23 protein-coding genes are annotated in these 26,412 nt (G+C 53.4%); 6 read left to right on the plus strand and 17 right to left on the minus strand.

Features of this window, described 5'->3' with window-relative positions; translation table 11 throughout:
* Positions 1-89: 89 nt before the first annotated feature.
* The gene (locus tag KHS78_RS04085) at positions 90-1,337 is read right to left on the minus strand and encodes an MFS transporter (protein WP_211825345.1); all 1,248 of its coding nucleotides are present in this window, start codon (positions 1,335-1,337) and stop codon (positions 90-92) included.
* A 141-nt stretch (positions 1,338-1,478) separates the two neighbouring features.
* Here KHS78_RS04085 and KHS78_RS04090 point away from each other — a divergent pair, with 141 nt between their 5' ends.
* Positions 1,479-2,093: a cupin domain-containing protein gene (locus KHS78_RS04090; RefSeq protein WP_425513953.1), complete on the plus strand. Its 615-nt coding sequence runs from the start codon at positions 1,479-1,481 to the stop codon at positions 2,091-2,093.
* A gap of 43 nt (positions 2,094-2,136) precedes the next feature.
* Here KHS78_RS04090 and KHS78_RS04095 read toward each other — a convergent pair whose 3' ends face one another.
* From KHS78_RS04095 to KHS78_RS04130, 8 genes are all read right to left on the minus strand, one after another.
* Complete coding sequence (locus KHS78_RS04095) at positions 2,137-2,904, minus strand: substrate-binding periplasmic protein (RefSeq protein WP_211825347.1); 768 nt, start codon at positions 2,902-2,904, stop codon at positions 2,137-2,139.
* Between the two features lie 21 nt (positions 2,905-2,925).
* Entirely contained in the window at positions 2,926-3,864 is a 939-nt protein-coding gene (locus KHS78_RS04100; RefSeq protein ID WP_246506058.1) for an ABC transporter permease subunit, read from the minus strand.
* Positions 3,854-4,777: an ABC transporter permease subunit gene (locus KHS78_RS04105; protein ID WP_211825349.1), complete on the minus strand. Its 924-nt coding sequence runs from the start codon at positions 4,775-4,777 to the stop codon at positions 3,854-3,856. Before KHS78_RS04105 ends, KHS78_RS04100 begins: the two co-directional genes overlap by 11 nt.
* Positions 4,778-4,787: 10 nt before the next feature.
* A complete protein-coding gene (gene potA, locus KHS78_RS04110; protein ID WP_246506107.1) occupies positions 4,788-5,912 on the minus strand; it encodes a polyamine ABC transporter ATP-binding protein in 1,125 nt (374 codons plus the stop codon).
* Positions 5,913-6,059: 147 nt separating this feature from the next.
* Positions 6,060-7,163, minus strand: coding sequence for an extracellular solute-binding protein (locus KHS78_RS04115; protein ID WP_211825352.1), 1,104 nt, complete (start codon positions 7,161-7,163; stop codon positions 6,060-6,062).
* Between the two features lie 81 nt (positions 7,164-7,244).
* The gene (locus KHS78_RS04120) at positions 7,245-8,624 is read right to left on the minus strand and encodes an aspartate aminotransferase family protein (RefSeq protein WP_246506059.1); all 1,380 of its coding nucleotides are present in this window, start codon (positions 8,622-8,624) and stop codon (positions 7,245-7,247) included.
* Positions 8,625-8,681: 57 nt separating this feature from the next.
* On the minus strand, positions 8,682-10,031 hold the full coding sequence (locus tag KHS78_RS04125; RefSeq protein WP_211825354.1) for a glutamine synthetase family protein: 1,350 nt from the start codon (positions 10,029-10,031) through the stop codon (positions 8,682-8,684).
* 54 nt (positions 10,032-10,085) lie between these two features.
* Positions 10,086-10,868: a gamma-glutamyl-gamma-aminobutyrate hydrolase family protein gene (locus KHS78_RS04130; protein ID WP_211825356.1), complete on the minus strand. Its 783-nt coding sequence runs from the start codon at positions 10,866-10,868 to the stop codon at positions 10,086-10,088.
* A 390-nt stretch (positions 10,869-11,258) separates the two neighbouring features.
* On the opposite strand from KHS78_RS04130, the gene KHS78_RS04135 reads away from it, so the two are divergent.
* The 5 genes from KHS78_RS04135 to KHS78_RS04155 all read left to right on the plus strand — a co-directional run bounded on the left by KHS78_RS04135 (position 11,259) and on the right by KHS78_RS04155 (position 19,470).
* The gene (locus KHS78_RS04135) at positions 11,259-12,626 is read left to right on the plus strand and encodes a glutamine synthetase family protein (protein WP_211825359.1); all 1,368 of its coding nucleotides are present in this window, start codon (positions 11,259-11,261) and stop codon (positions 12,624-12,626) included.
* A 107-nt stretch (positions 12,627-12,733) separates the two neighbouring features.
* Positions 12,734-16,012, plus strand: coding sequence for a mechanosensitive ion channel domain-containing protein (locus KHS78_RS04140; protein ID WP_211825370.1), 3,279 nt, complete (start codon positions 12,734-12,736; stop codon positions 16,010-16,012).
* Positions 16,013-16,053: 41 nt separating this feature from the next.
* A complete protein-coding gene (locus KHS78_RS04145; protein ID WP_211825372.1) occupies positions 16,054-16,602 on the plus strand; it encodes a hypothetical protein in 549 nt (182 codons plus the stop codon).
* Between the two features lie 41 nt (positions 16,603-16,643).
* On the plus strand, positions 16,644-18,104 hold the full coding sequence (locus KHS78_RS04150) for a protein adenylyltransferase SelO (protein ID WP_211825373.1): 1,461 nt from the start codon (positions 16,644-16,646) through the stop codon (positions 18,102-18,104).
* Positions 18,105-18,195: 91 nt separating this feature from the next.
* A complete protein-coding gene (locus tag KHS78_RS04155) occupies positions 18,196-19,470 on the plus strand; it encodes a bifunctional O-acetylhomoserine aminocarboxypropyltransferase/cysteine synthase (RefSeq protein ID WP_211825375.1) in 1,275 nt (424 codons plus the stop codon).
* Between the two features lie 42 nt (positions 19,471-19,512).
* Here the strand turns inward: KHS78_RS04155 and dnaB are convergent, their stop codons facing one another.
* From dnaB to KHS78_RS04195, 8 genes are all read right to left on the minus strand, one after another.
* On the minus strand, positions 19,513-20,910 hold the full coding sequence (gene dnaB / locus KHS78_RS04160) for a replicative DNA helicase (protein WP_211825377.1): 1,398 nt from the start codon (positions 20,908-20,910) through the stop codon (positions 19,513-19,515).
* A 158-nt stretch (positions 20,911-21,068) separates the two neighbouring features.
* Entirely contained in the window at positions 21,069-21,515 is a 447-nt protein-coding gene (gene rplI / locus KHS78_RS04165; protein ID WP_211825379.1) for a 50S ribosomal protein L9, read from the minus strand.
* A 48-nt stretch (positions 21,516-21,563) separates the two neighbouring features.
* Entirely contained in the window at positions 21,564-22,427 is an 864-nt protein-coding gene (locus KHS78_RS04170; RefSeq protein ID WP_211825381.1) for a hypothetical protein, read from the minus strand.
* Between the two features lie 50 nt (positions 22,428-22,477).
* Positions 22,478-22,702: a 30S ribosomal protein S18 gene (gene rpsR, locus KHS78_RS04175; protein WP_211825383.1), complete on the minus strand. Its 225-nt coding sequence runs from the start codon at positions 22,700-22,702 to the stop codon at positions 22,478-22,480.
* 66 nt (positions 22,703-22,768) lie between these two features.
* Positions 22,769-23,215 carry a 30S ribosomal protein S6 gene (gene rpsF / locus KHS78_RS04180; protein WP_211825385.1) on the minus strand — a complete coding sequence of 149 codons (447 nt, stop codon included), beginning with the start codon at positions 23,213-23,215 and terminating at the stop codon, positions 22,769-22,771.
* A 244-nt stretch (positions 23,216-23,459) separates the two neighbouring features.
* Positions 23,460-24,686 (minus strand): EAL domain-containing response regulator, encoded by a 1,227-nt coding sequence (locus KHS78_RS04185; RefSeq protein ID WP_211825387.1) that lies wholly within the window; start codon positions 24,684-24,686, stop codon positions 23,460-23,462.
* Complete coding sequence (locus KHS78_RS04190; RefSeq protein ID WP_211825388.1) at positions 24,683-25,150, minus strand: hypothetical protein; 468 nt, start codon at positions 25,148-25,150, stop codon at positions 24,683-24,685. Before KHS78_RS04190 ends, KHS78_RS04185 begins: the two co-directional genes overlap by 4 nt.
* Positions 25,151-25,288: 138 nt before the next feature.
* Complete coding sequence (locus tag KHS78_RS04195; RefSeq protein WP_211825390.1) at positions 25,289-26,389, minus strand: extracellular solute-binding protein; 1,101 nt, start codon at positions 26,387-26,389, stop codon at positions 25,289-25,291.
* Between the last annotated feature and the right edge of the window lie 23 nt (positions 26,390-26,412).

Here is a 26,412-nt window from a genome sequence, read left to right on the forward strand (position 1 = left end):
CGATTTAATCGCAAGTGAAGGTATAGTTGAGAACCAACCACTGTGCACAGATATCTCCGATAACCACACGGGTGTCTTTGTCAGGAAAATTAGCCGGAAGGTTCCTGATCGGCCAGATGCTTAATAAGCAACAGTGCGATAGTAGTCGTGGCAATGAGCCAGACAACCGGTGCTTCAGGCACCTGCGTAATTGTGGCCAGCCACAGTGCAATGACAGGCGTCAGACTGCCAAACACCCCCTGAGCCAGGTTGTAACCCAGTGCCAATCCTGTCATGCGGACCGGTTCGGGTAACAGCCGAAAGCACACAACCGCACTGCTGCCATAATAACCTGCTAAAAGAATGGAAAAACAAGTCTGCGCCAGAATTACATACCAGAGAGTCGGGCTGCTAATGAGCCAGTAAAGTGGGATGTAAAGGAGAAGTCCTGTCGTTGCGAATCGCCAGAGAAGTTGTATTGCCGAGTATTGATCCGCAAGGTGCCCAAACAACGGGATCAAGAGAACCATGAGCAGCATATTGGCTGAGTTAATGGTTAACGATAGCGAGCGATCAAGCGTCAGGTGTTCTGACCAGTGCACATTGAAATAAATGAATATCAAAAAGAAACAGACACCATTCAGCAGGTTGATTGCCATCACACGTATCATGGGCATCTTGTACTGCGCCATGACCAGACGAATGGGAAGCCTTTTGGGTTTGTTGTGTGTACCGGGGGGAAGATAGTAACGCAGTATCGCCACAACCATACAGCCCGCGGCACCGATCAAAAATGCCAATCGCCAACCGTAGGCCTCAATTATCGCTTCAGGTAACGCAATGTGGATAACCATGGCGAGGACGGATCCTGCCAGAATGCCAGTCAGCCCACTGACATGGACGAGGCTGGCGTAAAGTCCTTTACGGTTCTGTGTGGCGCTTTCCCCAAGCATGACCAATGTGCCACTGACCTCACCACTCATCGACAACCCTTGCAGCATACGCAAAAGAACCAGTGTGGCAGGCGCGTACCAGCCAACCTGTGAATAAGTCGGGAGAAGTGACATGCACAGTGTGGCCGCCGCCATTATCCACAGGCTGAAGAGTAACGCCTGGCGTCGTCCATGCTGGTCGCCAATATGTCCCAGCAGGATGGCGCCAAAAGGGCGTATCAGGAAACCGAGGGCAAAGGTGAGGAAGGTGGCGGCAAGGCCGGCTGTCGCGTTATCGTCCGGAAAAAACTGTCGGGAAATGACGGGTGCGAAATAGCCATAAACGGTGAAGTCATAGAGTTCGACGAGATTTCCACCCAGCGTGGCGAGTAAATCCCGTGTTCGTGCATTCGTTTTATTTAACACATCCGTTATCCAGCGTTGCGTCAGGTGTTACTGGTTATAGTCAGGCTCTGTAGAATTGACCTGCGGATCGGTGGCTTGTTCCCTTTCACTGACTCATTGAGCGGTTTGTTGTCTGCATTTCAGCCAAGACAGAACTTAACAATGTCAGATATACTGAACACTTTGTTGACGAATGTTTTACAGAGTGGTTCCAGGGAGACGTACGCATTGGATGTCGGATTACGCCTGAAAGCAGTACGCAAGCTGCACAATCTTTCCCAGCGGGAGCTGGCCAAACGGTCAGGAGTGACGAACAGTACGATCTCCATGATCGAGAAGAACAGTGTCAGTCCTTCCATCAGTTCACTGAAGAAAGTCCTGAGCGGTATCCCCATGTCGCTGGTGGAGTTTTTCTCCATGGATGTCGATGAATCTGCTGTTGAGCGGGTGGTGTACCGTGCCAATGAAATGCTGGACATTGGTATGGGTGAGATTTCCATGAAGGTCGTGGGAAAATCACGGGCAAAGCGGGATATGGCCTTTATGGATGAAGTCTATCCATCGGGTGCGGATACCGGCATGGAAATGCTCAAGCATGAAGGTGAGGAAGCCGGCATCGTGGTTGAGGGTCGTTTGGAGTTAACGGTTGCGGATCAGGTGTATATTCTGGAAACCGGTGATGGCTACTATTTCGACAGTACTCAACCCCACCGTTTCCACAACCCTTTTGAGAGTGATTGCCGTCTGATTAGTTGTACGACGCCGGCTAACTTCTAACCGTGACCCGGGTGTTTTGTTTTACCCGGGTCTGACGCCAGGTTTATTGAGCCATGAGTGCCTGCAGGTTGGACGGCATATCCACTTCCCATTTCAGGTAAATCTTTTCCAGTTCACCGTTACCAGTCATCTCTTTGATGCGACGGTTGTAGATATCAATCAGCTGCTGTGACTTGGCATGGTTCACAAAACCGGTGAAAACGTCTTTGCCAGGCGGCAGATCTTCGATGACGTATTCACTTTCATCCAGGCCTTCGGCAGCGAGCATGTTTTCAATTTCATCGTATTCATCAATGAAGAAGTCAATATCACCGATTTCCAGCAGAGCCATCGCTTTTGCCGGACGGACGACTTCTTTCAGTGTGAAATCGATGTCACTCTCAGGAATCAAATCGTAATCACGGCGCCAGCTGACCGTCTTACCCGTCAGTGTTCCACGTCCCTGCCAGTCGATATCGGTATCTTTGCGATGGATGACCGCCAGATACTCGACATCAATGGGAGCCGCAGGAAAGAGCAGGTTCTCTTCGGTATCACGGTACTCACCGACAATACCATCCAGTACGCGATACTTGGTGACCAGTTTCATGGCACGTGCCCAGGGCATGTTCTTCAATCGGAGTCGTATACCTTCCGGTTCGTACACGGCTTTGAGAACTTCCCAGTAAAGCCCGGTGCCATCCTTATTGGTATAACCTTCCCATTCGGGGGCCGCAAACGTGGCAGAGGAGACTTTTATCTCGCTGGCATGTGCCAATGTCATCACCGCTGACAGCACTATCCCCAGGCATGTAATGATTGCTCTTTTCATACGAGTCCCTTTTCTGAATGGTCAGGCAGGCTCTGTCACAGTCTCCTTGTCGACAGGAACCACTACAGAGCGAACCGTTCTTCGCATTGCAATATCTGAACCAGATTTGTTGTATTGCGCCAAGTCTTCCATATCAGCCGCGAGTTGTTGTAAACGACGTTTCTCTGCACGGCGCATCAACCACCAGGCAATCAGGGCCGCCAGGGAAACTGTCAGTATGATAAGCGAAGCCAGCGCATTAATCTGCGGACTTACCCCCATTCTTACCGATGAGAATACAACCATTGGCAGTGTGGTTGAGCCAGGCCCTGAGACAAAGCTGGCAATGACCAGGTCATCCAGTGACAGCGTAAACGACAACAACCAGGCTGCGGCCAGCGCCGGTGCGATACCCGGCAGGGTTATCAGGAAAAACGTTTTCATGGGGCGTGCACCAAGGTCCATGGCCGCTTCTTCCACGGAGATATCCGTTTCCTTGAGCCGTGAAGAAATGACAACCGCCGCATAGGCGGTAGAAAAGGTGACATGAGCTATCCAGATAGTGAGTAGCCCCCGCTCTGCCGGCCAGCCGACCAGCTGTGACAGTGCGACAAACAGCAACAACAGCGACAAACCTGTAATGACATCCGGCATGACCAGCGGTGCGGTGATCATGCTGGAAAAGGCAGTTTTACCCGGGAACCGGCGGTATCGCAGCATGACAAAAGCCGCCATTGTGCCCAGGACCACTGCCATGCAGGAGGTGTAGAACGCGACCTTGAGACTCATCCAGATAGCGCCCAGCATCTGGTCATTCTCCAGCAGGACGCCGTACCACTTTGTGGAGAATCCCGCCCAGACAGTCACCAGCCGGGATTCATTGAAGGAGTAAATGATCAGGATGATCATCGGCACATAAAGAAATATGAGGCCAAAGATGAACATCAGCGATGTGAACGACAGTTTTCTATTATTTTTCATGTTCAGCCTCCAACTCCCGGGACTGATAATGATTGAACAGCGCGATCGGTATCAGCAGCAGTGCCAGCATGACCATGGCAAGCGCAGCAGCTACCGGCCAGTCACGGTTGTTAAAGAATTCCTGCCACAGGACACGGCCAATCATCAGGGTATCGGGGCCGCCCAGTAGCTCAGGAATGACAAACTCGCCGACCGCTGGAATAAAGACCAGCATGGAACCGGCAATGATGCCGGCTTTTGATAGCGGTAGTGTCACCTTGAGAAAGGCTTTCCATGGCTTGGCACCCAGGTCTGTCGCGGCTTCCAACAGTGACGGATCGTGTTTGATCAGGTTGGCATACAGCGGCAGGATCATGAACGGCAGATAGGCGTAGACAATGCCAATATACACAGCAAAGTTGGTGTTAAGCATAGGCAGCGGATCATTGATCAATCCCAGGCTCATCAAGGCATTGTTAATTAATCCGTTGTTCTTCAGCAGGCCAATCCATGCATAGATCCGAATCAGGAAGGATGTCCAGGAAGGCAGCAGGATCAGTAACAGCAATGTTGCCTGCATATGCTGGGGTGCCCGCGCCATGGCATAGGCCATCGGATAACCGATCAGCAGACACAGTACCGTGGAATTAAACGCAATGACGATAGAGTCCAGGTACGCGGCGACATACAGTTCGTCATCCAGCAGCAACAGGTAATTGCCAATATTCAGGACAAACGTCAGCGTTTCATCGGCATAATCGACAATATCCGAATAAGGCGGAATGGCGATCTGGGCTGATGCAAAACTGATTTTCAGGACAATGGCGAACGGAACCAGAAAGAACAGTAATAACCAGAAATAGGGAATACTGATAACCAGTCGTCGACCGAAGGCGCCTTGTAGCGGCGCGGTAAGCGCTTGTATCGCTTTCATGGTCACCTCCCTAGGAATTCAGGACAACGGCACTGGCCGGTTCCCAGCTGACAAACACCGGGTCATCCCAGGTGGGCTGTTCGGAATGGCGATGCGTGTTCACATGGGTGGATTGCACCACCTTGCCGGATGGCAGCTTGATGTAATATACCGAATGGCCACCCAGGTAGGCGATGTCATAAACGACGCCGGATGACCAGTTGTGATCACGGCTGGGCTTCTCTGTGGAGATGGTGGTTTTTTCCGGACGGATCGCGATCCAGACATTGGGGTCTTCTGCCGCCGAGGTAATGCCGTGGTTCACAAAAACCGGTGTGTCGAGCAGATGGGACTGAATCACGACATGATCGGCCTCATCCTCAACGATATGGCCCTCGAACATATTCACGGAGCCAATGAATTCGGCCGTCATTCGGCTGTTGGGCGTTTCATAGATATCCTTGGGTGCGCCGGTCTGAACGATCCAGCCACTGTCCATGATGCCGATACGGTTCGCCATGGTCATGGCTTCTTCCTGGTCGTGGGTGACCAGCATGCAGGTCACGCCAACATTCTCCAGAATGTCGACCACTTCCAGCTGCATTTCGGTGCGTAGTTTTTTATCCAGTGCGCCCATCGGTTCGTCCAGCAACAGCATTTTCGGACGTTTGGCGAGACTGCGTGCCAGCGCGACGCGCTGACGCTGTCCACCGGAGAGCTGATGAGGCTTGCGTCGTGCATATTGGCTCATATGAACCAGACGCAGCATTTCAGCAACCCGGTCGGCGACTTCCGCCTTGGGTAATCCGTCTTGTTTCAGGCCGAAGGCAATATTCTTCTCCACGCTCATGTGCGGAAAAAGCGCATACGACTGAAACATCATATTGATCGGGCGTTCGTAGGGGGGCAGGGTGGTGATGTCCTGATCTTCCAGAATAATCTGTCCGGACGTTGGCTTTTCAAAACCGGCCAGCATACGCAGCAAGGTGGATTTTCCTGAGCCGGAACCACCCAACAGTGCAAAGATTTCACCTTTGTAGATATCCAGAGAGACACTATCGACGGCCAGGGTTGCGTCAAACCGTTTGGATACATTATCGATACGCAGAATGACGTCTTTTTTCTCTGTTGCGTTGCCGGAGTCTGTGCCGGTCATTTGCCGTTCCGTACTTCTGGTGACAGCCATAGCCCGCCCTTCTTATTGTTAGTCGTGAATTACGTGCAGGGTGTTGTATGTATTTTCTAACCTGACAGCCTGCGATGACGGGGAGCATCGCAGGTTGTACGGGTTCTTCTATCGCTGTTACCGGTTGGTCTTCACCTTGGTGAAGGTTCGGGTAACCAGGCGATCAATCTTGGGAGGCAGTACTTCGAACACATACAGGTTCTTTTCCGCGTCCTTTGTCGGATAAATACCGGGGTTGGAAGTAATTTCCTCATCCACCATGGTCAGTGCCGCCTTGTTACCGCTGGCGTAGGAGACATAGTTCTGGATTTCAGCCATGACTTCCGGCTCAAGCAGGTAGTTCAGGAAGGCATAAGCTTCATCGACGTTTTCGGCATCCTTCGGCATGGCCAGCATATCAAACCACATGCCTGCACCTTCCCTGGGAATCACGTACTCAACGGCTACACCGTTTTCAGCTTCATCGGCACGATCTGCCGCCTGCAGGATATCGCCGGACCAGCCGACCGCAACACAGATATCGCCATTGGCCAGATCAGTGATGAACTTGGACGAATGGAAGTAGGTGATGTGTGGACGGATTTTCTGCAGCAGCGCTTCTGCCTGCTTGTAGTCACCCTTGTTCTTGGAGTTCGGATCAAGGCCGAGGTATTTCAGCGCTGCAGGAATGACTTCGGTCGGAGCATCCAGCAGGGCAACGCCACACTGGTTCAGCTTGCTGATGTTCTCTTCCTTGAAGATCAGATCCCAGCTATTGACCGGTGCATCTTCACCCAGGTATTTGGCAACCAGCTCAGGGTTGTAACCAATGCCTGTTGTGCCCCAGAGGTAAGGGATTGAGTGTGCATTGTCTTTGTCGTAGGTTTCCAGCAATGCCATCAGGTTGGCGTCCAGATTTTTCCAGTTGGGCAGCTTTTCCTTATCCAGCGGTGTGAAAACACCAGCCTCAATCTGACGGCCCATAAACGACGCTGAAGGCACGACTATGTCGAAGCCGGTCTTGCCGGACAGCAGTTTGGCTTCCAGTACTTCGTTGCTGTCAAACACGTCATACACCACCTTGATGCCGGTCTTTTCTTCAAACCTGGCGATAGTGTCTTCAGCGATATAGTCGGACCAGTTGTAAACGTTCAGCACTTTCTCCGCGGCCATGGTCAGCGGTGATGCCAACGCACAGATAGCGGCAGTCGATGCCAGGAACTTGCCTGTTTTGTTGAACATTCCTTTCCCCTGTTTTCTCGTTGTTGTTATGGTTTGTCGTATTTTTAATGGGGCACACGGGGCTGGTGCCCCACGGCCGCCTTAACCTTTTCTAACCGCTTCAAAGGTCAGGTCGAGGCAGCGTACTGCTTTTTCGATCAGTTCATCGATTTCTGCATGATTGATCACCAGTGGCGGTGAAATAATCATGGTGTCGCCGACGGCACGCATGACCAGACCGTTCCTGAAACAGAAATCGCGACACAGTGTGCCAGTCGTTCCCTGATCATCAAAGCGACTTTTCGCTGCCTTGTCTGCGACCAGTTCGATAGCAGCAACCATGCCAACACCGCGCGCTTGACCGACCAATGGATGATCTGCGAGTTCCTGCCAGCGCTTCTGTAAATAGGGACCGGTTTCCGCTTTTACCGTTTCTACGATGTTTTCGTTTTGCAGAATGCGAATGTTTTCCAGGGCAACGGCTGCAGCCACAGGATGGCCGGAATAGGTGTAGCCATGGTTGAAGTCGCCCCCCTTCTCCAGCAGCACATCGGCAACCCTGTCACCGACCATGACGCCACCGATGGGCAGGTAGCCAGAGGAAAGGCCCTTGGCAATCGGCATAAGGTCGGGTTTCAGGTCATAGTACTGACTGCCGAACCATTCACCGGTACGGCCGAAACCACAGATGACTTCATCCGCGATCAGCAGAATGTCGTAACGGGCCAGAATCTCTTTCACGGCTGGCCAGTAAGTGGAGGGCGGTACAATCACACCACCAGCGCCTTGTATAGGTTCAGCGATAAACGCTGCAACGTTGTCTTCACCCAGTTCCTGAATCTTTTCTTCGAGTGCCTGTGCCGCCTGGAGACCGAATTCTTCAGGCGACAGATCGCCCCCTTCGCCATACCAGTAAGGCTGTTGGATATGCACAATACCTGGGATTGGCAGGTCGCCATGGGCGTGCATGGGCTTCATCCCGCCAAGGCTGGCGCCGGCAACGGTAGAGCCGTGATAGGCATTGTGGCGACTGATAATGGTTTTCTTGCCCGGCTTACCTTGCAGGTCCCAGTAGCGGCGCACCATTCTAAGAACCGTGTCATTTGATTCAGAACCGGAACCGGTAAAGAACACGTGGTTCAAGTGATCAGGTGTGACTTCTACCAGTTTTTCCGCCAGTGCGATGGCGGGTGGATGAGAGGTTTTGAAGAAACTGTTGTAGTAAGGCAGTTCCTGCATCTGGCGATAAGCGACATCTGCCAGCTCCTTGCGACCATAACCGACGTTCACGCACCAGAGACCGGCCATACCGTCAAGGATACGGTTACCATCGCTGTCTTCCAGGTAAACACCTTCCGCACGGGTAATCACGCGGGCACCTTCCATACCCAGTGCCTTGTTGTCACTGAACGGATGTAGATGGTGCTTGCGATCCAGGGTCTGTAATTGTGCGGTATCAAGGGGCAAAGTCATGTCGTTCATTATTATTCTCCGAAAAACAACCGCCGGCCCAAAGACCGGCAGGTAACCACATGTAAATTAAACGCTCATTTGCAGGTACTTGCGTTCCCACGAGCTGATAACACGTTTAAAGTTCTGGTATTCGGCGCGTTTGACTTCGACGTAGGCCTGGACAAACAGTGGGCTCAGGATCTCCTTAAGCTCTTCACTGTTTTCCATACATTCCAGCGCGGCTTCGAGATTGAGAGGCAGGCTCTCGGCAGTGGATTCTTCATAGGCGCTGCCCTGTACTGGCTCGTCAGGATTGACCTGTTCAACCATGCCAAGATAGCCACACAGCAGTGTAGCGGCAAATGCCAGGTAGGGATTCGCATCAGCGCCGGCTAAACGGTTTTCAACCCGGCGTGCGGCAGGGGATGAATCGGGTACACGCAGGCTGACGGTGCGGTTATCAATGCCCCAGGCGACGTTTACCGGGGCAGATGTACCTGAAAGAAAACGACGGTATGAGTTTACATTCGGTGCAAACAGCGGCATGCAGGCGGCGATATGCTTTTGCTGACCACCAATGAAATGCAGGAATCTGTCTGTCTGGCTGCCATCATCGTTGCTGAAGATATTCTTGCCGGTTTTGCTGTCCAGGATACTCTGGTGAACATGCATGGAGCTGCCCGGTTCATCACCGATGGGCTTGGCCATGAACGTGGCGGTCATGTTGTGCTTGAGCGCCGCTTCACGAACGGTGCGTTTGAAGACAAACACCTGGTCAGCGAGAGAAAGCGCATCACCGTGACGGAAGTTGATTTCCATCTGTGCGGCACCTTCCTCGTGAATCAGTGTGTCAATGTCGAGTTCCTGTTGCTCACACCAGTCATAGACATCCTCGAACATCGGGTCGTATTCATTGGCGGCATCAATACTGTACGACTGTCGTCCGGATTCCTGGCGACCGGAACGGCCGACAGGGGGCTCCAATGGAAAGTCCGGATCCGCGCTGCGCTTGGTCAGATAGAACTCCAGCTCCGGTGCGATGACCGGTTTCCAGCCTTTCGCTTCATACAGGGACAGGACTTTTTTCAGGACATTTCGCGGTGACATGGTGATCGGGTTGCCCTGCTTGTCATAGCAGTCATGGATGATCATGGCCGTGGGCTCAAGGGCAAACGGCACCATGAAGACGGCGTTTTCATCCGGCTTGAGGATCATGTCGATTTCGGCGGGATCAATCAGGTCGTCATAGACGGCATCGTCCACATAATCCCCGGTGACACTCTGGATCAGGATGGTTTCCGGCAGACGAATCCCTTTCTCATCAATAAACTTGTTGCAGGGCATGATTTTGCCCCGTGCGATCCCGGTGAAATCGGTAATGACGCATTCCACTTCCGTGATCTTGTTCTCTTTAAGCCAGGCGCTTAATTTTTTCATTGCTTTGTTGCCTGTGTTTTAGCTTGTCTAAATCCGTTGTGATGCTGTCCAGAATCAGGATTGCCGACGGGCTGCCCGTGCGGCACATGCCTTGCCAAAGGCCTGAAATATAGACAGATAGAAAGGGGATTCGTTCACTTTCCATTCCGGGTGCCACTGCACGGCCAGGGCAAAGGCCTTGCTGTCGGGGACAGAAATCGCTTCGACCAGACCGTCCGGCGCCCTGGCCTCGACCTGCAGCCCGATACCCAGTCGGTCAATGCCCTGGGTGTGCAAAGAGTTCACCGGTTGCGCACCTTCACCCACCAGTTCAGCCAACAGACCACCGGACGCAATGGTGACCTCGTGCGCGGGGCTGTACTGTTGCTCCAGTGGATCATCCTTGTTTTCCCGATGTTCCATGAACTGACCGGTTTCATGGAGTTCCTGGTGCAGAGTGCCGCCCCAGGCAACGTTCATTTCCTGGAATCCTCGGCAGATACCCAGTACTGGCACGCCCGCATCGACAGCGGCACGGAGCAGCGGCAGGGTGGTGTGGTCGCGGAGTGAATCGTGCAGGGTGCCGGGCTTGCTGGGGTCACCGTCATAGTGATGAGGCTCAACATTGGAGTAGCCTCCGGTGAAGAGCAGGCCATCGAGTTTTTCCAGCAGGGGAGTCGCTGCCAGTGGCTCGGGCAGAGAGGGAATGATCACCGGCAGCGCACCTGCGCCATTGATGATCCCTGTAAGGTACTTCTCACCCGCCATATGGAAGCGGTGTGGGTCAACCACCTTGCTGTCTGCAGTAACTCCTACCAGAGGAACCAGGCCTGACTGCGGCCGGAATGCGGTAATCATGCATCACCTTTGCTTATTGGAATTCTGATCTTGTTATTTTCTGTTCTGCACTGTTCGTTTTTTTTAACACTTGTCGCTGCGTAAAAGCAAGACCTCTGCCAATGTGCCAAAACCGTAACATGGGGCGCAGCGCCAGCTTTCTTATGTGGCAATTACAAAAAAATACAAAAATAGCGGGGGATTTAAGCCCTCTATCAGGGCGTTTTTTGATTGTGGCGCACCAATCTGGCCGTCGCAGGCTGTGTTGACTTCCCCTCTGGGCTGATATTCACTATTGAACCCTAAGTGATGGTTGAAATATTTTACAAACCAGTCCAGCGTTACCCAAAAAGGCATCGTGCATGAAGCCGTGCCCAAACAAAGAATAATGACAACAAAACGGATACCGTTATGGATGCAGTAAAGTCTGAAACCGGTTTTTCCTCCTTTCTGGAGACGCACGCGTCAGTATCCCGCATTGACCTCCTGATTCCTGATATCAACGGTGTGATCCGTGGCAAACGGGTGGATCGTTCGGTGCTGGCCAAGGTGTTCAGCAAGGGAGTGTATCTCCCAGGCTCTGTGTTTGGTCTGAATATCCAGGGTGAAACCGTTGAGGAAACCGGGCTGGGCCTGAAGCAGGGTGATCCTGATCGTCTCTGCTTGCCGGTGGATGACAGTCTTTGTATCGTGCCCTGGCAAAGCCAGCCGACGGGCCAGCTCCTGATGTCCATGCATGAACTGAACGGCGAACCGTTCTTTGCGGATCCCCGGCATCGTTTGCTGGCGATTTATGAGCCGTTCAGCACGCTGGGCCTGACGCCGGTCACCGCGGTTGAGATGGAGTTTTATCTGGTCGACCGGGAACGGGATGGCGATAAGCCGCAGCCGCCGTTGTCACCGACAACAGGCAAGCGGGAGTCGGAAACACAGGTTTACTCCATTGATAATCTGGATGATTATGCAGACTTCTTGGCGGATGTGATCGCAGCGGCTCGTGAGCAGGGACTGCCGGCGGATTCCATTATCGCGGAATATGCGCCCGGTCAGTTTGAAGTGAATTTACATCATGTCGGCGATCCGGTGCTGGCCTGCGATCAGGCGATCCTGCTCAAACGGGTGATTCGGAACGTGGCGCTGCGTCATGGAGTTGAGGCCACCTTTATGGCCAAGCCTTATCCTGATCAGGCGGGTTGCGGGATGCACGTTCATATGAGCCTGTTGGATGCACAGGGCAACAATGTGTTTGCTGGTACCGACGATCAGGTCAGTCCGGTGCTGGAACAGGCTATTGGCGGGTTGCTTGCTTTGATGGCCGACTCCATGGCGTTGTTGGCGCCCAATGTGAATTCCTATCGTCGGTTTGCACCGGAGTTCTTCACGCCCTGCGCGCCGACCTGGGGGGTTGATAATCGTTCGACGGCGATTCGGATTCCGGCGTGCGATGCCGCGAACACCCGGATTGAGTATCGGGTGCCAGGTGCGGATGCCAACCCCTATCTGGTTGTCGCAGCGATTCTGGCAGGCATGCACTACGGCCTGACAGAAAAGATCACACCCCCGCCGGTTGCCACTGGGAACGCCAGTGAAACCCATCCCCGTTCCTTGCCCGACAACCTGCGGGATGCGATGCGGCAGTTGGAATGCTCAGATGTTCTGCGTCGCTATTTTGGTGATGCGTTTGTGGAGGTGTATCTGGCCATTCGAAACCAGGAGTTGGAGACTTTTGAGAAAGTGATCTCTGGTGCGGAGTACGAGTGGTTCCTGGGCAGTGTCTGAGCAGACACTGCCTTAAAAAATTATTCACAGGATGAGTAGGTAGCTTGACCGCCAACTTCTAGACTTTCTGTATAGGCATCAAATCCTCACAGAATGACAGGGAAGTCATGTACAGAGTGCATTGGGCGTTGGCGTTTAGCTGTGTTTTTTTTCTCAGTATCCCGCAGGCTGTCGGAAATCCGGCACCGCTCCCGACGGATATCCGCCCCCCCAGTATTGAGGCGATCACCCAGGCGCTGGACAAGCTCAAGCCGGCGGATAAGCCGTTGCCGGAGCAAAAGCAATCACTGGCTGATATTTACCAGCAGACGCTGCAATTCCTCAAGCAGGCAGACAGTGAACAGCAGCAGTTGAATGAGTTGCTGTTGCAACTGGAAGATGCGCCGGAAGAGACAGCGCGTATCAAGGAGCTGATCAAATCCACCGACATTCCTACCGAAACGGCATTACTGGAAAAGCTGCGCCACCAAACCCCTGAATATCTCAAGAAAGCGCTGATCGACCGGCAGGCGGAGCTCTCTGACCGACAGAGCCAACTGGGCAATACCAATAACCTGATCACTATTGAGCGGGCACGTCCTGAAAATAACCAGACGATTATCAGTAAGAACCAGGAACGCCTGAAAGTACTGTCGTCGCAGTTGAACATGCTGATGGCAGAAACCTCGCCGGGCGCCACGACAGAAGCGAAGAAATCGCTGTTTCTTGCCGAGATGGCCGCGTTGCAGCAGCAGGATAATCGTCTGAACCTGGAGATCCGTAACAGCAGTATCCGGCTGGAGTTGATCGCGGCCCGGCAGGTATTGCTGTCCCGACAGGTCAGGGTGCTGGAGCTGGATGTTCTTTCGTTGCAAACCGTCATCAATTACAAGCGTCGGGCTGCCAGTGAGGCGGCCGTGGCGATCGCTTCGCATATCACCCGCTCCAGTGCCGGCAAGGGTGAGCTGTTGCGCAATGAGGCGGTGATCAATATGGAGCTGAGCCAGGAGCTGCTGGCGATTACTGACCGCATCAGTGAAATCAGTGAGCAGAATACCCGGGTTCGGGATCAGCTGAAAAATGTCAGCGCTATCAGTCAGAGCGTGCAGCAGAAATCGGTGTTGCTGGGTGAAAACCCCCAGCTGGCAGCGCTGCTACGTGAAAGCCGGATGAAACTGCCCAAGATCTCTACGAACAAGGAGATCCCGCATATCATCACCCAGGCACGATTGCAGAAATTCAACCATGACCAGGAACGCCAACGTCTCAGCCAGCCTGAACGGTATGTGGATAAGTTACTGGAAAATGCGGGTGACCAGGCGGTCCTCAGTGACACGGATCGCAAAGAGCTGCTCCGACTGTTGAACACACGGCAAAAACTCCTGGAAGACCTGTCAACAGAACAGGGTAACCTGCTGACAGCTGCTATCAGTCTGGATCTGGATCAGCGACAGTTACTGAGTCAGGGACGTGATCTCTCCAGAACCCTGAAAGAACGTCTCTACTGGATTGCCAGTAACAATTCCCTGGGGATGGACTGGTTACTGGCCGCACCAGAGCGGTTGTTTCAGCAGCTTGAGGCGGTTCCATGGCGTGGCTTTGCCAGCCACCTTTATGAAACCTTGCGCGCCAATTGGCTGATTACCCTGTTGAGCCTGGCCTTTTGCACGTATCTCTATTCACGGCGACGCTATTTGCATGCCATGCAACGGGCCCTGACTCGCTATATTGGCCATATCCGCTACGACAACCTCACGCATACACCCAAGGCACTGGCATTGAGTCTGTTGCAGGTTTTGCCGGGTCCGTTGCTGCTGATGCTGACAGGCCTGGCCCTGATGACGGGTCAGCCGGACTGGCCGGGGGTTGAAAACCTGGGACATGCCATGATCCAGACCGCGCCCGTCTGGTTGTTGATGTTACTGGGTAGCCATATCTATGCGCCCCATGATATCGGCATGGAACATTTCGGCTGGCTGGCCCGGGATTGTCGGGTCATGTTGGGGCAGATGCGGCGTCTTTCCATGGTGATGGTGCCTCTGTTTTTTGTGGTTAGCGTGGCGAAGGGACAATCGACGGAACTTGAGCATGACCTGATCGGCATGCTGCTGCTGATGACCGGCTCTCTGCTACAGGCCTGGATCATCATCAGTATGGTAAGAACCTCGGATGAGCTGTTGGGCTCGAAACTGTTGAACTTCATGATTCTGTCCGGGCTGGTGCTGGTGTCACTGGCGCAGATGGCGCTGACAGCCTCCGGTTATTACTACACCGCGCTGCAGATGCAGCACCAGTTGGTGGGCACGCTGTTGCTGGTTGGTGTCACTGTTATGATTCAGGCACTGATCAAGCGTAACCTGCATGTAGCAGAACGGCGGTTGGCTTATTCCCGTGCAATCTCCCGTCGTGCAGCAAGTAGCGAGGAGGGGGATAGTGTCTCCTTTGAAGAACCCACCCTTGATCTGGCGACCGTTGAGCAGCAGTCACTGCGGCTGATCAATGCGCTGATGGTGGTGGGTCTGCTGATTGTGTTGTACTGGCTGTGGCAGGATCTGTTCGGGCTGCTGCATTTCATGAACAACATTACGCTCTGGGAAGTCGGGGATGCCAAGGGTGATGTGCCGGTTTACCTCAGTGACCTGCTGCTCAGTATTCTGGTGCTGGTGACCATGTTCATTCTGGCGCGAAACCTGCCGGGTTTGCTGGAAGTTACGATCCTCTCACGGATGAACCTGCGTCCTGGCAACAGTTATGCCGCCACCACATTGCTCAGCTATACCATTACCGCGTTGGGCGTTGTCTTGTCACTGGCAACACTGGGTATCGGCTGGGATAAACTGCAATGGTTGGTTGCGGCACTGGGCTTGGGGATTGGTATTGGTTTGCAGGAAATTGTCGCCAACTTCTTCTCGGGTTTGATTATTCTGTTTGAGCGCCCCGTCCGGATAGGCGACACCATCACTCTGGGGGAAATCACTGGGGAAGTGACGCGTATCCGAATCCGTTCCACCACAGTGACTGACTGGGATAACAAGGAAATCATCATTCCCAACAAGATGCTGGTGAATGAAAAGCTGATCAACTGGTCACTCAGTAGTTCTGTGGTCCGCATTATCATGCCGTTTTATGTCGCCCACGATGAAGACCCTGTGCAGGTACAGAAACTCCTGTTGCAGGCTGCCCAGGAGCATCCCGGGGTTGTCGAGAAACCGGAACCTCTGGCATTGTTTATGGAGTATGGCGACAGTGCGTTGCAATATGAACTGCGGGTCTATGTCACCCATGTGGATGAGCGACTGAGAGTGCGCGACGCGCTCAATACGCGGATTCAGACCCTGTTCAATGAACACAACATCACTATCGCCTGGCCCAAGCAGGATATCTTCTTTCATACTGAACGACGTTGAAAGAGGGTCGTGCCTTCACGGACGTGTTCCCGGAGAATGTTGTGTCAGTCAAACCGTTGCCTTTGAATGTGTTGGTACGGGTGTTTCGTGAGTCCATTGAGGGCGAAGGCGCCTGGTCCAATGGGTTTGTGATTGAACAAAGTCAGGAACTGTTACTGCTGCAGTTGATCAACGACCGTATCAGCCTGGATGGCTACCAGCTGTTGCGTCAGTCGGATATCACCGACATTGAACAGCCTATGTCGCATCACGCGTTTATTGAGAAAGCGCTTGAGTTACGTGAGCAACAACCTGTTCATCCAGGCATTGTGAATATGTCGTCTATGGAGAGCGCATTGCAATCCATTAGCCAGAGTTCCCCGCTGGTGACGATTCACCAGGAATCCCAGGAGCCAGATATCTGTTGGATTGGACGCGTGGTCAGCACCAGTCAGGGCTCACTGTATCTGAAATGTATTACCCCGGATGCCCGCTTTGAGCAGGATGTCGACAGTTACCGTATTGCGGATATCAGCAGGGTGGATTTCGGCGGTGACTATGAGCAGATTCTCTGGCGTGTCGCGCAGGACGGGATGCAGGACGCAGAATAACCCAGTATTATGCTCGGGAAAGCTGACGTACAGGATGTGACATGCCCTGCTTTGATCACCTGACCTTTGATAACCATTATTCGCAACTGCCGGACTGTTTCTATTCAAAAGTGACGCCACAGGCGCTGGAGAATCCGCGCCTGGTCAGCGTGAATGCCGGTGTTGCTCATTTACTGGGTCTGGATCCTGAAGACCATGAGGGCATACTTACCGTAACGGCGGGGAAGCATGTACCAGCAGGCGCTGATCCATTGGCCATGGTCTATGCCGGTCATCAGTTTGGTGTTTATGTGCCCCGGTTGGGGGATGGCCGGGCGTTGTTGTTGGGTGAGGTCAGGAATCATCAGGGGGAAAAATGGGATCTGCACCTTAAGGGGTCAGGTCATACACCGTATTCCCGGCAGGGGGACGGTCGGGCGGTATTACGCTCTTCCATTCGTGAGTATTTATGCAGTGAAGCCATGCATGGATTGGGTATTCCAACGACGCGGGCCTTGTGTCTGGTGGATAGCGATACACCGGTTCTGCGCGAAAGGAAGGAGCGTGGAGCGGCCATTCTCCGTGTTGCCCAGAGTCATGTACGTTTCGGCACCTTTGAATATTTCTATTACCGCAACAGGCATGCAGAACTGAAACAGCTGGCTGATTTTGTCATTGCTGAACATTTCCCGGCGTTTGCAAACGAAGCGGATTGTTATGAACGTTTTTTCCGTGAAGTCGTTAAACGCACGGCAGAGATGATTGCACAGTGGCAGGCGGTGGGTTTCTGTCATGGAGTAATGAATACCGACAATATGTCCATTCTCGGCCTGACCCTGGATTATGGCCCCTTTGGTTTTATGGAAGCGTTTGATGCGGGCCATATCTGTAATCATTCAGACTATCAGGGGCGTTACGCGTTCAATCAGCAACCGGATATCGGTTACTGGAACTGTGCGTGTCTAGGCCAGGCGCTGTCTCCCCTCTTGAATAACGATGTCGATCGTATCAAGGGCATTCTTGCTCAGTACCCTGACGATTTTGCGGCACACTATTCGTTGTTAATTCGTCAGAAAGCCGGGCTTACAGTGCCTCATGAAAGCGACAGTCGTCTTTTAGATGGGCTTTTTACTCTGATGCAGCAGAGTCGGACAGATTACACATTGTTCTTTCAGCGTCTTTGTGACTTTGTGCCAGACGGTGACAATGCACTATTAAAAGAGCTGTTTGTTGATCGCAAAGCTTTTGACCTGTGGTGTCAGGATTATGGTGTTCGTCTCGCGCAGGAACCTGTGTCGCAGGTTGACCGCAAAAGCGCAATGAAACAGGTGAACCCCAAGTATATTCTGCGAAATTACATGGCGCAGATTGTCATTGATCAGGCGGAAGCCGGTGATTACAGCGAGGTGAATACTATACTGGCCCTACTCAGTAACCCCTTTTCGGACTGGAAGCAGTATGAGGCGTACGCGGGATTGCCGCCGGACTGGAGTACCTCACTTGAAGTGAGCTGTTCTTCGTGAGCGTTTCATTGATTTAATAACCCGCGCTTTTTGAGTATTCTGCCTGTTCCCGGTCTACAAACCCAAACAATAAAGCAGGGCAGACATAACGATGAAGCTGGAAACCCAGGCTGTTCACGCCGGATATTCACCCGATCCAACGACGAAAGCCGTTGCTGTTCCCATTTACCAAACGACATCTTACGCCTTTGATAATACCCAGCATGGCGCCGACCTGTTTGACCTGAAAGTGGAAGGTAATATCTATACCCGCATCACGAATCCGACGACAGCGGTGCTGGAGCAGCGGGTGGCGGCTATGGAAGGCGGCATCGCCGGATTGGCGCTTTCATCGGGCATGGCTGCGATTACCTACGCCATCCAGACCATTGCTGAGGTAGGCGATAATATTGTCAGCATCAACAAACTGTATGGTGGTACCTACAACCTGTTTGCACATACGCTGCCCAAACAAGGTATCGACGTCCGCTTTGCATCCCATGATGACATTGATGCGCTGGTGGATCTGATTGATGCGAATACCAAGGCGGTATTCTGTGAAAGTATCGGCAACCCACTGGGGAATATTGTTGATATTGAAGCACTGGCGAAGGCGGTTCACGCGCAGGGTGTTCCGCTGATTGTGGATAACACGGTGGCATCACCGGCGTTATGGCGGCCTATCGAACATGGCGCGGATATTGTCGTCCATTCCCTCACCAAATATATGGGCGGACATGGCACAACCATTGGTGGTGTCATTGTGGATTCCGGCAAGTTCCCGTGGGCCGATCACAAGGATCGCTTCCCGGTGCTTAACGAGCCTGATCCCTCTTATCACGGTGTCGTTTATACCGAGGCAATGGGCCCGGCGGCGTTTATTGGACGCGCCCGTGTTGTGCCCTTGCGTAATACCGGTGCGGCCATATCACCCATGAATGCGTTCATGATTTTGCAGGGGCTGGAAACCCTGTCGCTGCGAATGGAGCGTCATTGCGAGAATGCGCTGAAAGCCGCTGAATTCCTGCGTGATCATAATCAGGTGGAATGGGTGAATTATGCGGGACTACCCGGTAGCCCGGATCATCAACTCTGCCAGAAATACCTGAAGGGCCAGCCTTCCGGCATTCTGAGTTTCGGGATCAAGGGGGGGCAGGTTGCAGGTGCACGGTTTATTGATGCGTTGCAGCTGGTCACACGCCTGGTCAATATCGGCGACGCCAAATCGTTGGCCTGTCATCCGGCTTCAACAACGCACCGTCAGCTGGACGACGATGAGTTGGTAGCTGCTGGTGTCAGTCGTGACATGGTGCGCCTGTCCATCGGTATTGAACATATTGATGATATTCTCGCGGACCTGAATCAGGCACTGGCGGAATCTGTCTGATACTGTTAACTGACTTGCGCCACGGTTCAGTGGCGCAGGCTGTTATTCATCAAAGTCGCTGTAAGCACCCGGTGCCAGGTTCTCAAACCGGGTGTATTGACCGAGAAAGGCCAGTCTCACGCTGCCGATAGGCCCGTTACGCTGTTTCCCGATAATGATTTCACCCACACCTTTATATTCAGTATCCGGGTTATAGACTTCGTCCCGGTAGATGAACATGATGACGTCGGCGTCCTGCTCGATCGCACCGGATTCCCGCAGGTCAGAGTTAACAGGGCGCTTGTTGGGACGCTGCTCCAGGGAGCGGTTGAGCTGGGACAGGGCAATGACAGGAACCTTGAACTCCTTGGCCATGGCTTTGAGGGAACGGGATATTTCAGAGATCTCGTTAGTTCGGCCTTCACTGTATCCGGGGATTTGCATGAGCTGCAGGTAATCCACCATGATCATCGCAAGGTCGCCGTGTTCCCGAACAATCCGGCGAAGACGGGAGCGCATTTCCTGCGGGCTGATGCCGGCAGTATCGTCGATGAAGAGCTTTTTGTCTTTCAGGCGTTCTACAGCGGAAGACAGCCTGGGCCAATCGTCCTCTTCCAGTTTTCCGGTTCTTACTTTGCCCTGATTGATGCGTCCGAGTGATGATAAACAACGCATCATCAACTGTTCGGCCGGCATTTCCAGGCTGAAGACGACGACACTTTTGTCCGTTGCCATCAGGGCGTTCTCTACCAGGTTCATGGCAAAGGTGGTCTTACCCATGGAGGGACGAGCCGCCACGACGATCATATCGGACGGTTGCAGCCCCGAGGTCATTTCGTCCAGATCATTAAAGCCGGTTGTGATTCCGGTAATGGCGTCGCCGGTGTTGAACAGCTCATCAATTTTGTCGATGGCTTTTTTCAACAGCTCCCGCATGTCGATCGGGCCACCTTCTTTTGCGCGATCTTCAGCGATCTGGAAAATAGCCCGTTCGGCCATCTCCAGCAGGTCGTCACTGTTGCGCCCTTCCGGGTTATAGGCGTTATCGGCAATGTCCTGTGAGGCGCTGATCAGGCGCCGTAAAACAGCCCGTTCGTAGACAATGCCGGCATAAGCGCGGATATTCGCAACACTGGGGATGCTTTCCACCAGTTCTGTCAGGTAGGGGATGCCGCCACAGTCACTCAGCAGGCTGCGACGCTCCAATTCGCCGGCCAGCGTCACCGGATCAAACGGGTTAGACTGCTTGGCCAGTTCCTCGATGCATTCGAAGATTTTTTTGTGCGCGGGATTATAAAAATCCACCGCGCCGATTTTTTCTGCGACATGATCCCAGGCATCGTTGTCCAGCATCAGGCCGCCCAGTACCGACTGCTCCGCCTCGATGGAGTGCGGTGGGGTCTTCAGGCTGGCCATGGCCTCGTCAATGGGCAGTTCGGGATGATGGGCTGCTTCCAACATAGATACGCTGTCGACTGATCACATGAAAAAGAAAAGAAACCTTAATACTACCCTTGCAGGGCAGGAAAACAACAAAGGTTGTATTAATCGCCGGGGCGAAAAAAAACGCCTGTGCAGGCACAGGCGTTTTTTCACATCACAGGTAATATCGAAAACGATTACTCGGCTTCGATGAATACCTTGACGCTGGATGCTACGTCGGAGTGCAGCTGTACAGCGATGTCGTATTCGCCAACCATACGGATAGGACCGGTAGGCATGCGAACTTCGCTCTTGGCTACTTCAACGCCGGCAGATGTGATGGCGTCAGCCAGGTCACGTGTGCCGATGGAGCCGAACAGCTTACCTTCATCACCAGCCTTGGCAGTGATGGTCAGCTCGATTTCAGCCAGGGAAGCAGCACGCTTCTCGGCTTCAGCCAGCTTGGCGGCAGCCGCCTTTTCCAGCTCTGCACGACGCGCATCGAAATCAGCAACGTTAGCCTTGGTGGCAGGCACAGCCTTACCGAAAGGAATCAGGTAGTTACGACCGTAGCCGGCCTTGACCTTGACCTGAGTACCCAGATCGCCCAGATTGGCGACTTTTTCCAGAAGAATAACTTCCATCTCGCTTACCTCTTAATCTACCTTGAACCTGTTGAACAATGCATCGATTTAACCTTGCATCCTGTTTTCGAGGCGTCCCCGAAAGTCCAACAGGCTGTCAAGGCAGGCTAGCAATACAACCACAGGGTAAAATGCGAGCAGCAGCACATAAAATGGCAGCAGCCAGGCCTTGCCAAGCCCACGCAGCCCCGCGAGACCATGCATCAGCGCAATACCTGCGACCAGTAAAGGCATCAACAGGACTGGCTGTATCGCGGCGGTGACCAGGCTGGTGCTGGACATGGCCAGAAGCCACAGTCCCAACAATACAACGGTCACCATCGGTGTCAGGCGCAGGCGATGAAACTCTGTCCTGAAACCGCCGGGATTGTAGAGCATGGCCTGCCAGCCACGGGCCAGTATCAACGCCAGTACGGCGCCGCCGGCAATAATGAAACTGGCTGTCCGGACAAAGCTGGTTTCCAGCAGTGTCAGGATCTGTTCCTGGCTGAGATTGGCGCCCTCGGGAAACAATGTCTCGAGGTTCGGGCCATACAGCTGCCGCAGAATGTCCATGGCATGGGCAACCTGCGGTGCGTAATAATCGCTGATAACCAGTGCCATCAGGGCACCGGCCGGTACCAGCGTCATCAACGCAACTGGCCACGAAGCCGTTCGGCGCAGACTGTAGGACATGGCCATGGTGCCGACCAGACAGAATAGTGCCGAAGGTTGCCCCATCCAAGCCCAGGCGCCGGCCGGTAACAGTGTCCAGATAAAGACCTGGAGCCCGTCATGCCAGCCGCGACGCAGGGTCACCAATGCTACTGCTGCTGCACTCAACCAGAACATCATCGGTACAGCACAGGCGATCGCTGCCACGGCAATGGCGGCGCCCCGTCCCCGCATGATCAGTTCTGCTAAAGCGCGCATACGTCCCCCCATGGGATTAAACCCGCCCGAACAACGGGCGATGAACCCGCTTAGTGGCGATCAGTGTACGGCAGCAGCGCGATGTAGCGCGCACGCTTGATCGCAGTGGCCAGCTGGCGCTGGTAGCGAGCCTTGGTACCGGTGATGCGGCTGGGTACAATCTTGCCGGTTTCGGTAACATACGCCTTCAGGGTGTTCAGGTCCTTGTAATCAATTTCCTGTACGCCTTCAGCGGTAAAACGGCAGAATTTCCGGCGGCGGAAGTAACGTGCCATAACGACGTCTCCTCAAATGGTTCTTTTCAGAACGTTATTCGTAACGGTGTGATAATCCGCGACGGATTACTCAGCGGACTCTTCAGAAGCAGGCGCAGCGGGAGCAGCAGGTGCTTCAGCAGTGGCTTCTTCGGTACGCTCACGACGATCATCACGGCGCTCACGACGATCATCACGACGGTCGTCACGACGCTCTTCCTGCTGCATCATGATGGACTGTTCGGTGATCGCTTCGTTACGACGGATAACCATGTTACGGAGAACGGCGTCGTTGAAACGGAAGGTGTTTTCCAGTTCAGCCAGTACGTCGTTGCCGCATTCGATGTTCAGCATGACGTAGTGAGCTTTGTGGATCTTGTTGATTGGGTAAGCCAGTTGACGGCGGCCCCAGTCTTCCAGGCGGTGGATGGAACCGTTGCCTTCAGCGATGACCTTCTTGTAACGGTCGATCATTGCAGGTACTTGTTCACTCTGGTCCGGATGTACCAGAAATACGATTTCGTAATGACGCATTGTAGCTCCTTACGGGTTAAACAGCCTTCCAGGGAGCAGGACGAGTCCGCTTCCGGTAAGGCAAGGAGTTGGAACCAGCATAAACGCTAGTTCCGGACTTCATAGAAGAATCGCGCATTCTAGAGAAGGACAAGGCGTCGCGCAATAGTGGAAGGTTAAAGTTTGACCAGTTTTTCTCTGTGTTTCGGCATTTGCGGATACGGGAGGGAAAGGGGGCTGAAAGGCTAACCTGACAGCCGGTGGATCAGCTTTTTTGATTCATCATCTGTTTATAGCGGATACTCCAGTCAGCGGCCCAGGTGAACAGGTCGCTGGCCGGCATGGATTTGCCAATCAGGTAACCCTGGCCGATGGAGCAGCCGAGCTCTTCCAGCAGGAACCAGTCTTCGGCGGTCTCTACGCCTTCGCCCACCGTTTTCATGCCGAGTTTCTGGGCCATTTCGATATTGGATTCCAGAATGACTTTTCGGGTTGGGTTCTCGTAAGCGCCAGTCACCAGGGATTTGTCGAGTTTTAATTCGGAGCAGGGCATCCGCTCCAGCTGGTGAAGGTTGGAATAACCCGTACCGAAATCATCCATGGAGAGGGTGAAGTTTTTTAGCTTCATGCGTGCGATGGTTTCCAGGCTATGGGCCAGGTTTTCCATCAGCATGGATTCTGTGATTTCAAGGATCAGCTGGTCGTGACCAATATTGTAGTGGTCCGTGACTTCGGCCAGTTTTCCGGCCAGCGTGCGATCGTCGAGCATCGAGGGCGAGATGTTGATGGAAACGGCTATTTTCTTTCCCAGATTGAGCCAGCGGTGCAGGTCTTCGGCGATGACGTGGATCTGATGCCAGGTCAGCTTATCAATGACGCCCATTTCTTCCAGAACAGGAATATATTGATCCGGGTAGATCATGCCGTGGTCAGGATGTACCCAGCGTGACAGCGCTTCAGCCGCAAACCATTCGCCAGTTTCGATCCAGACTTTGGGCTGGTACCAGGTCATGAACTGATTAGTCGTTAGTCCTTCTATGATGTCGTGGCGGGTCAGTGTGTTGCTGTAGGTGTCCGGCTGCTTCTTGCGATGAAAATCAAAGTAGCGATCCATGATCATCTCGGCACAGTCCCGGGTAAACGTCTGTTCGATGTTGCCCAGGACGTTGAGGCCAAGTTGTTCAGCCATATCTTCCAGTGTACGAAGGACGGCGAAGTCAATGAAATCCACAATGACAAACGCTTCTGACAGCTGCTGTTCGCCCAGGTGACGGAGCAGTTCAATACCGTCCATGGGGCTCATATCAAGCTGACTGAAGACGATATTGACGGGTTCCGGGTAGTTGACGATCTTTTCCAGGCAGTCCTGTCCGCAGTGGGCGCTCAATACCTGTCGGCAGCCGATATCTTCCAGAACCTTCACGGCCATAGCCCGTTGAAAGTCATGCTCTTCAACGACGATCACGATCAGTTCGGAGGGATCGTTGTTCATCGCTCCCCTCCCAGAAAAGAAGGCGGTTCGACAACCACGCGATAGGCGTCCGGTTCACGCAGGGCGACAGGGTCTTCAACCGCATCAATAATGGCATCGCGTAACTGGTCGGAGGTGACCGGGCGGGTCAGGCAGCTATGTACCTGTAGGACACTGGCCATATCAGGTAAACCGGGCTTGTCCCGGTGTGTCAATAAAACGGCAGGAATGTCACGAACACAGCCGGCTCTTCCCGAGCGAACCTGGTAGAGCAGGTCTGTTGCGTCCGGGCGTATGGCCTGGTCGCAAAGCATGAGATGGTAATGATCTCGGTGCAGGGCATTAATGGCGCCCTGAGCGCTTTCAACGGCCAGTATGCGGGCACAGCGCTCACCCTTGAGCATGCAGACCAGAATCCGTCGCAGTAATTCCCGTTCTGCGACGACAAGAATGCTGAAATCCCTAAGATCCCGCTGGATTGTCATGGCTATCCCTGCTGCCAGTGAACCATTGGGTCGATGGTTCAGGTTGGATCCTACAGCCCCTCCATGGGCTGCAGACGGCGAAACGGCCTTCCTCCGGTCGCTCCGCCTAAATGGCTATCGGCCATTCAAATCCAGTCTTCAGGCACCGGTTTTCAACCGGGTCCATTCCCGGGTGATGGTGCGCTTGACCTTGTTGGGCAGGGGCTTGAACAGGAACAGGTTCTGCTCCACTTCAGCGGGTGGGTAAACGCCCTTGTTATCGCGCAGTTTGGCGTCAACCAGCGGCGTGGCCTCCTTGTTCGGGTTGGCAAAGTAGACGTAGTCGGTGACACCGGCGATAACCTTGGGCTCCATCATGTAATTGATGAAGCGATAGGCGTTCTCCTTGTTGCTGGCATCGGCTGGAATGGCCATCACATCGTAGGAAATGGCAGCGCCTTCCTTGGGAATACTGTACGCGATGTTAACGCCGTTCTTGGCGTCGTGAGCGCGTTCATTGGCCATGAACATATCACCGGACCAACCCAGCGCTACGCAGATATCACCATTGGCCAGGTCGGTGATGTACTTGGATGAGTGGAAATAAGTGATATAAGGCGCCACCTTGGCCAGTTTCTCAGCTGCCAGCTTGTAGTCCTTCGCGTTTTGGGAGTTGGGATCCTTGCCCATGTATTTCAGGACTGAGGGCAGCACCTCGGTAGGGGCATCCAGGAACGCAACACCGCACTGGGAGAGCTTTTTCATATTCTCAGGCTCAAAGATCAGCGCCCAGCTGTCCACTGGCGCATCTTTGCCCAGGTACTGCTTCACCTTCTCAGGGTTGTAACCAATACCCGTGGTCTGGGCCAGGTAGGGAATGCCGTACTGGTTGCCCGGATCCACTGAATCCAGCAGTTTCATGGTCTGTGGATCGATGTTTTTGACATTGGTCAGCTTGGATTTGTCGAGTGGAGAATAGACGCCAGCCTTGATCTGGTGGGCCAGAAAGTCGTGGGATGGAAAGACAACGTCGTAACCACTGTGCCCGGACAGCAGCTTGGCTTCCAGGACTTCATTACTGTCATAGACATCGTAAACGGCATCAATGCCGGTTTTCTTTTCAAAGTCAGGTACGGCATTGGGCGAAATGAATTCGCTCCAATTATAGATGTACAGGTTATTGCTGGTATTGGCGGAAGCCGATAACACCGGCACGGCAATCGCCAGCAGGCATGACTTGAAGAGACGGGTAAAGTTCATGGCGCCCTCGCTACAGAGTAAGG

Origin of the sequence: Kistimonas asteriae (assembly GCF_018263925.1) — a bacterium.
In the GTDB taxonomy this organism is placed as follows: Bacteria; Pseudomonadota; Gammaproteobacteria; order Pseudomonadales; family Endozoicomonadaceae; genus Kistimonas; species Kistimonas asteriae.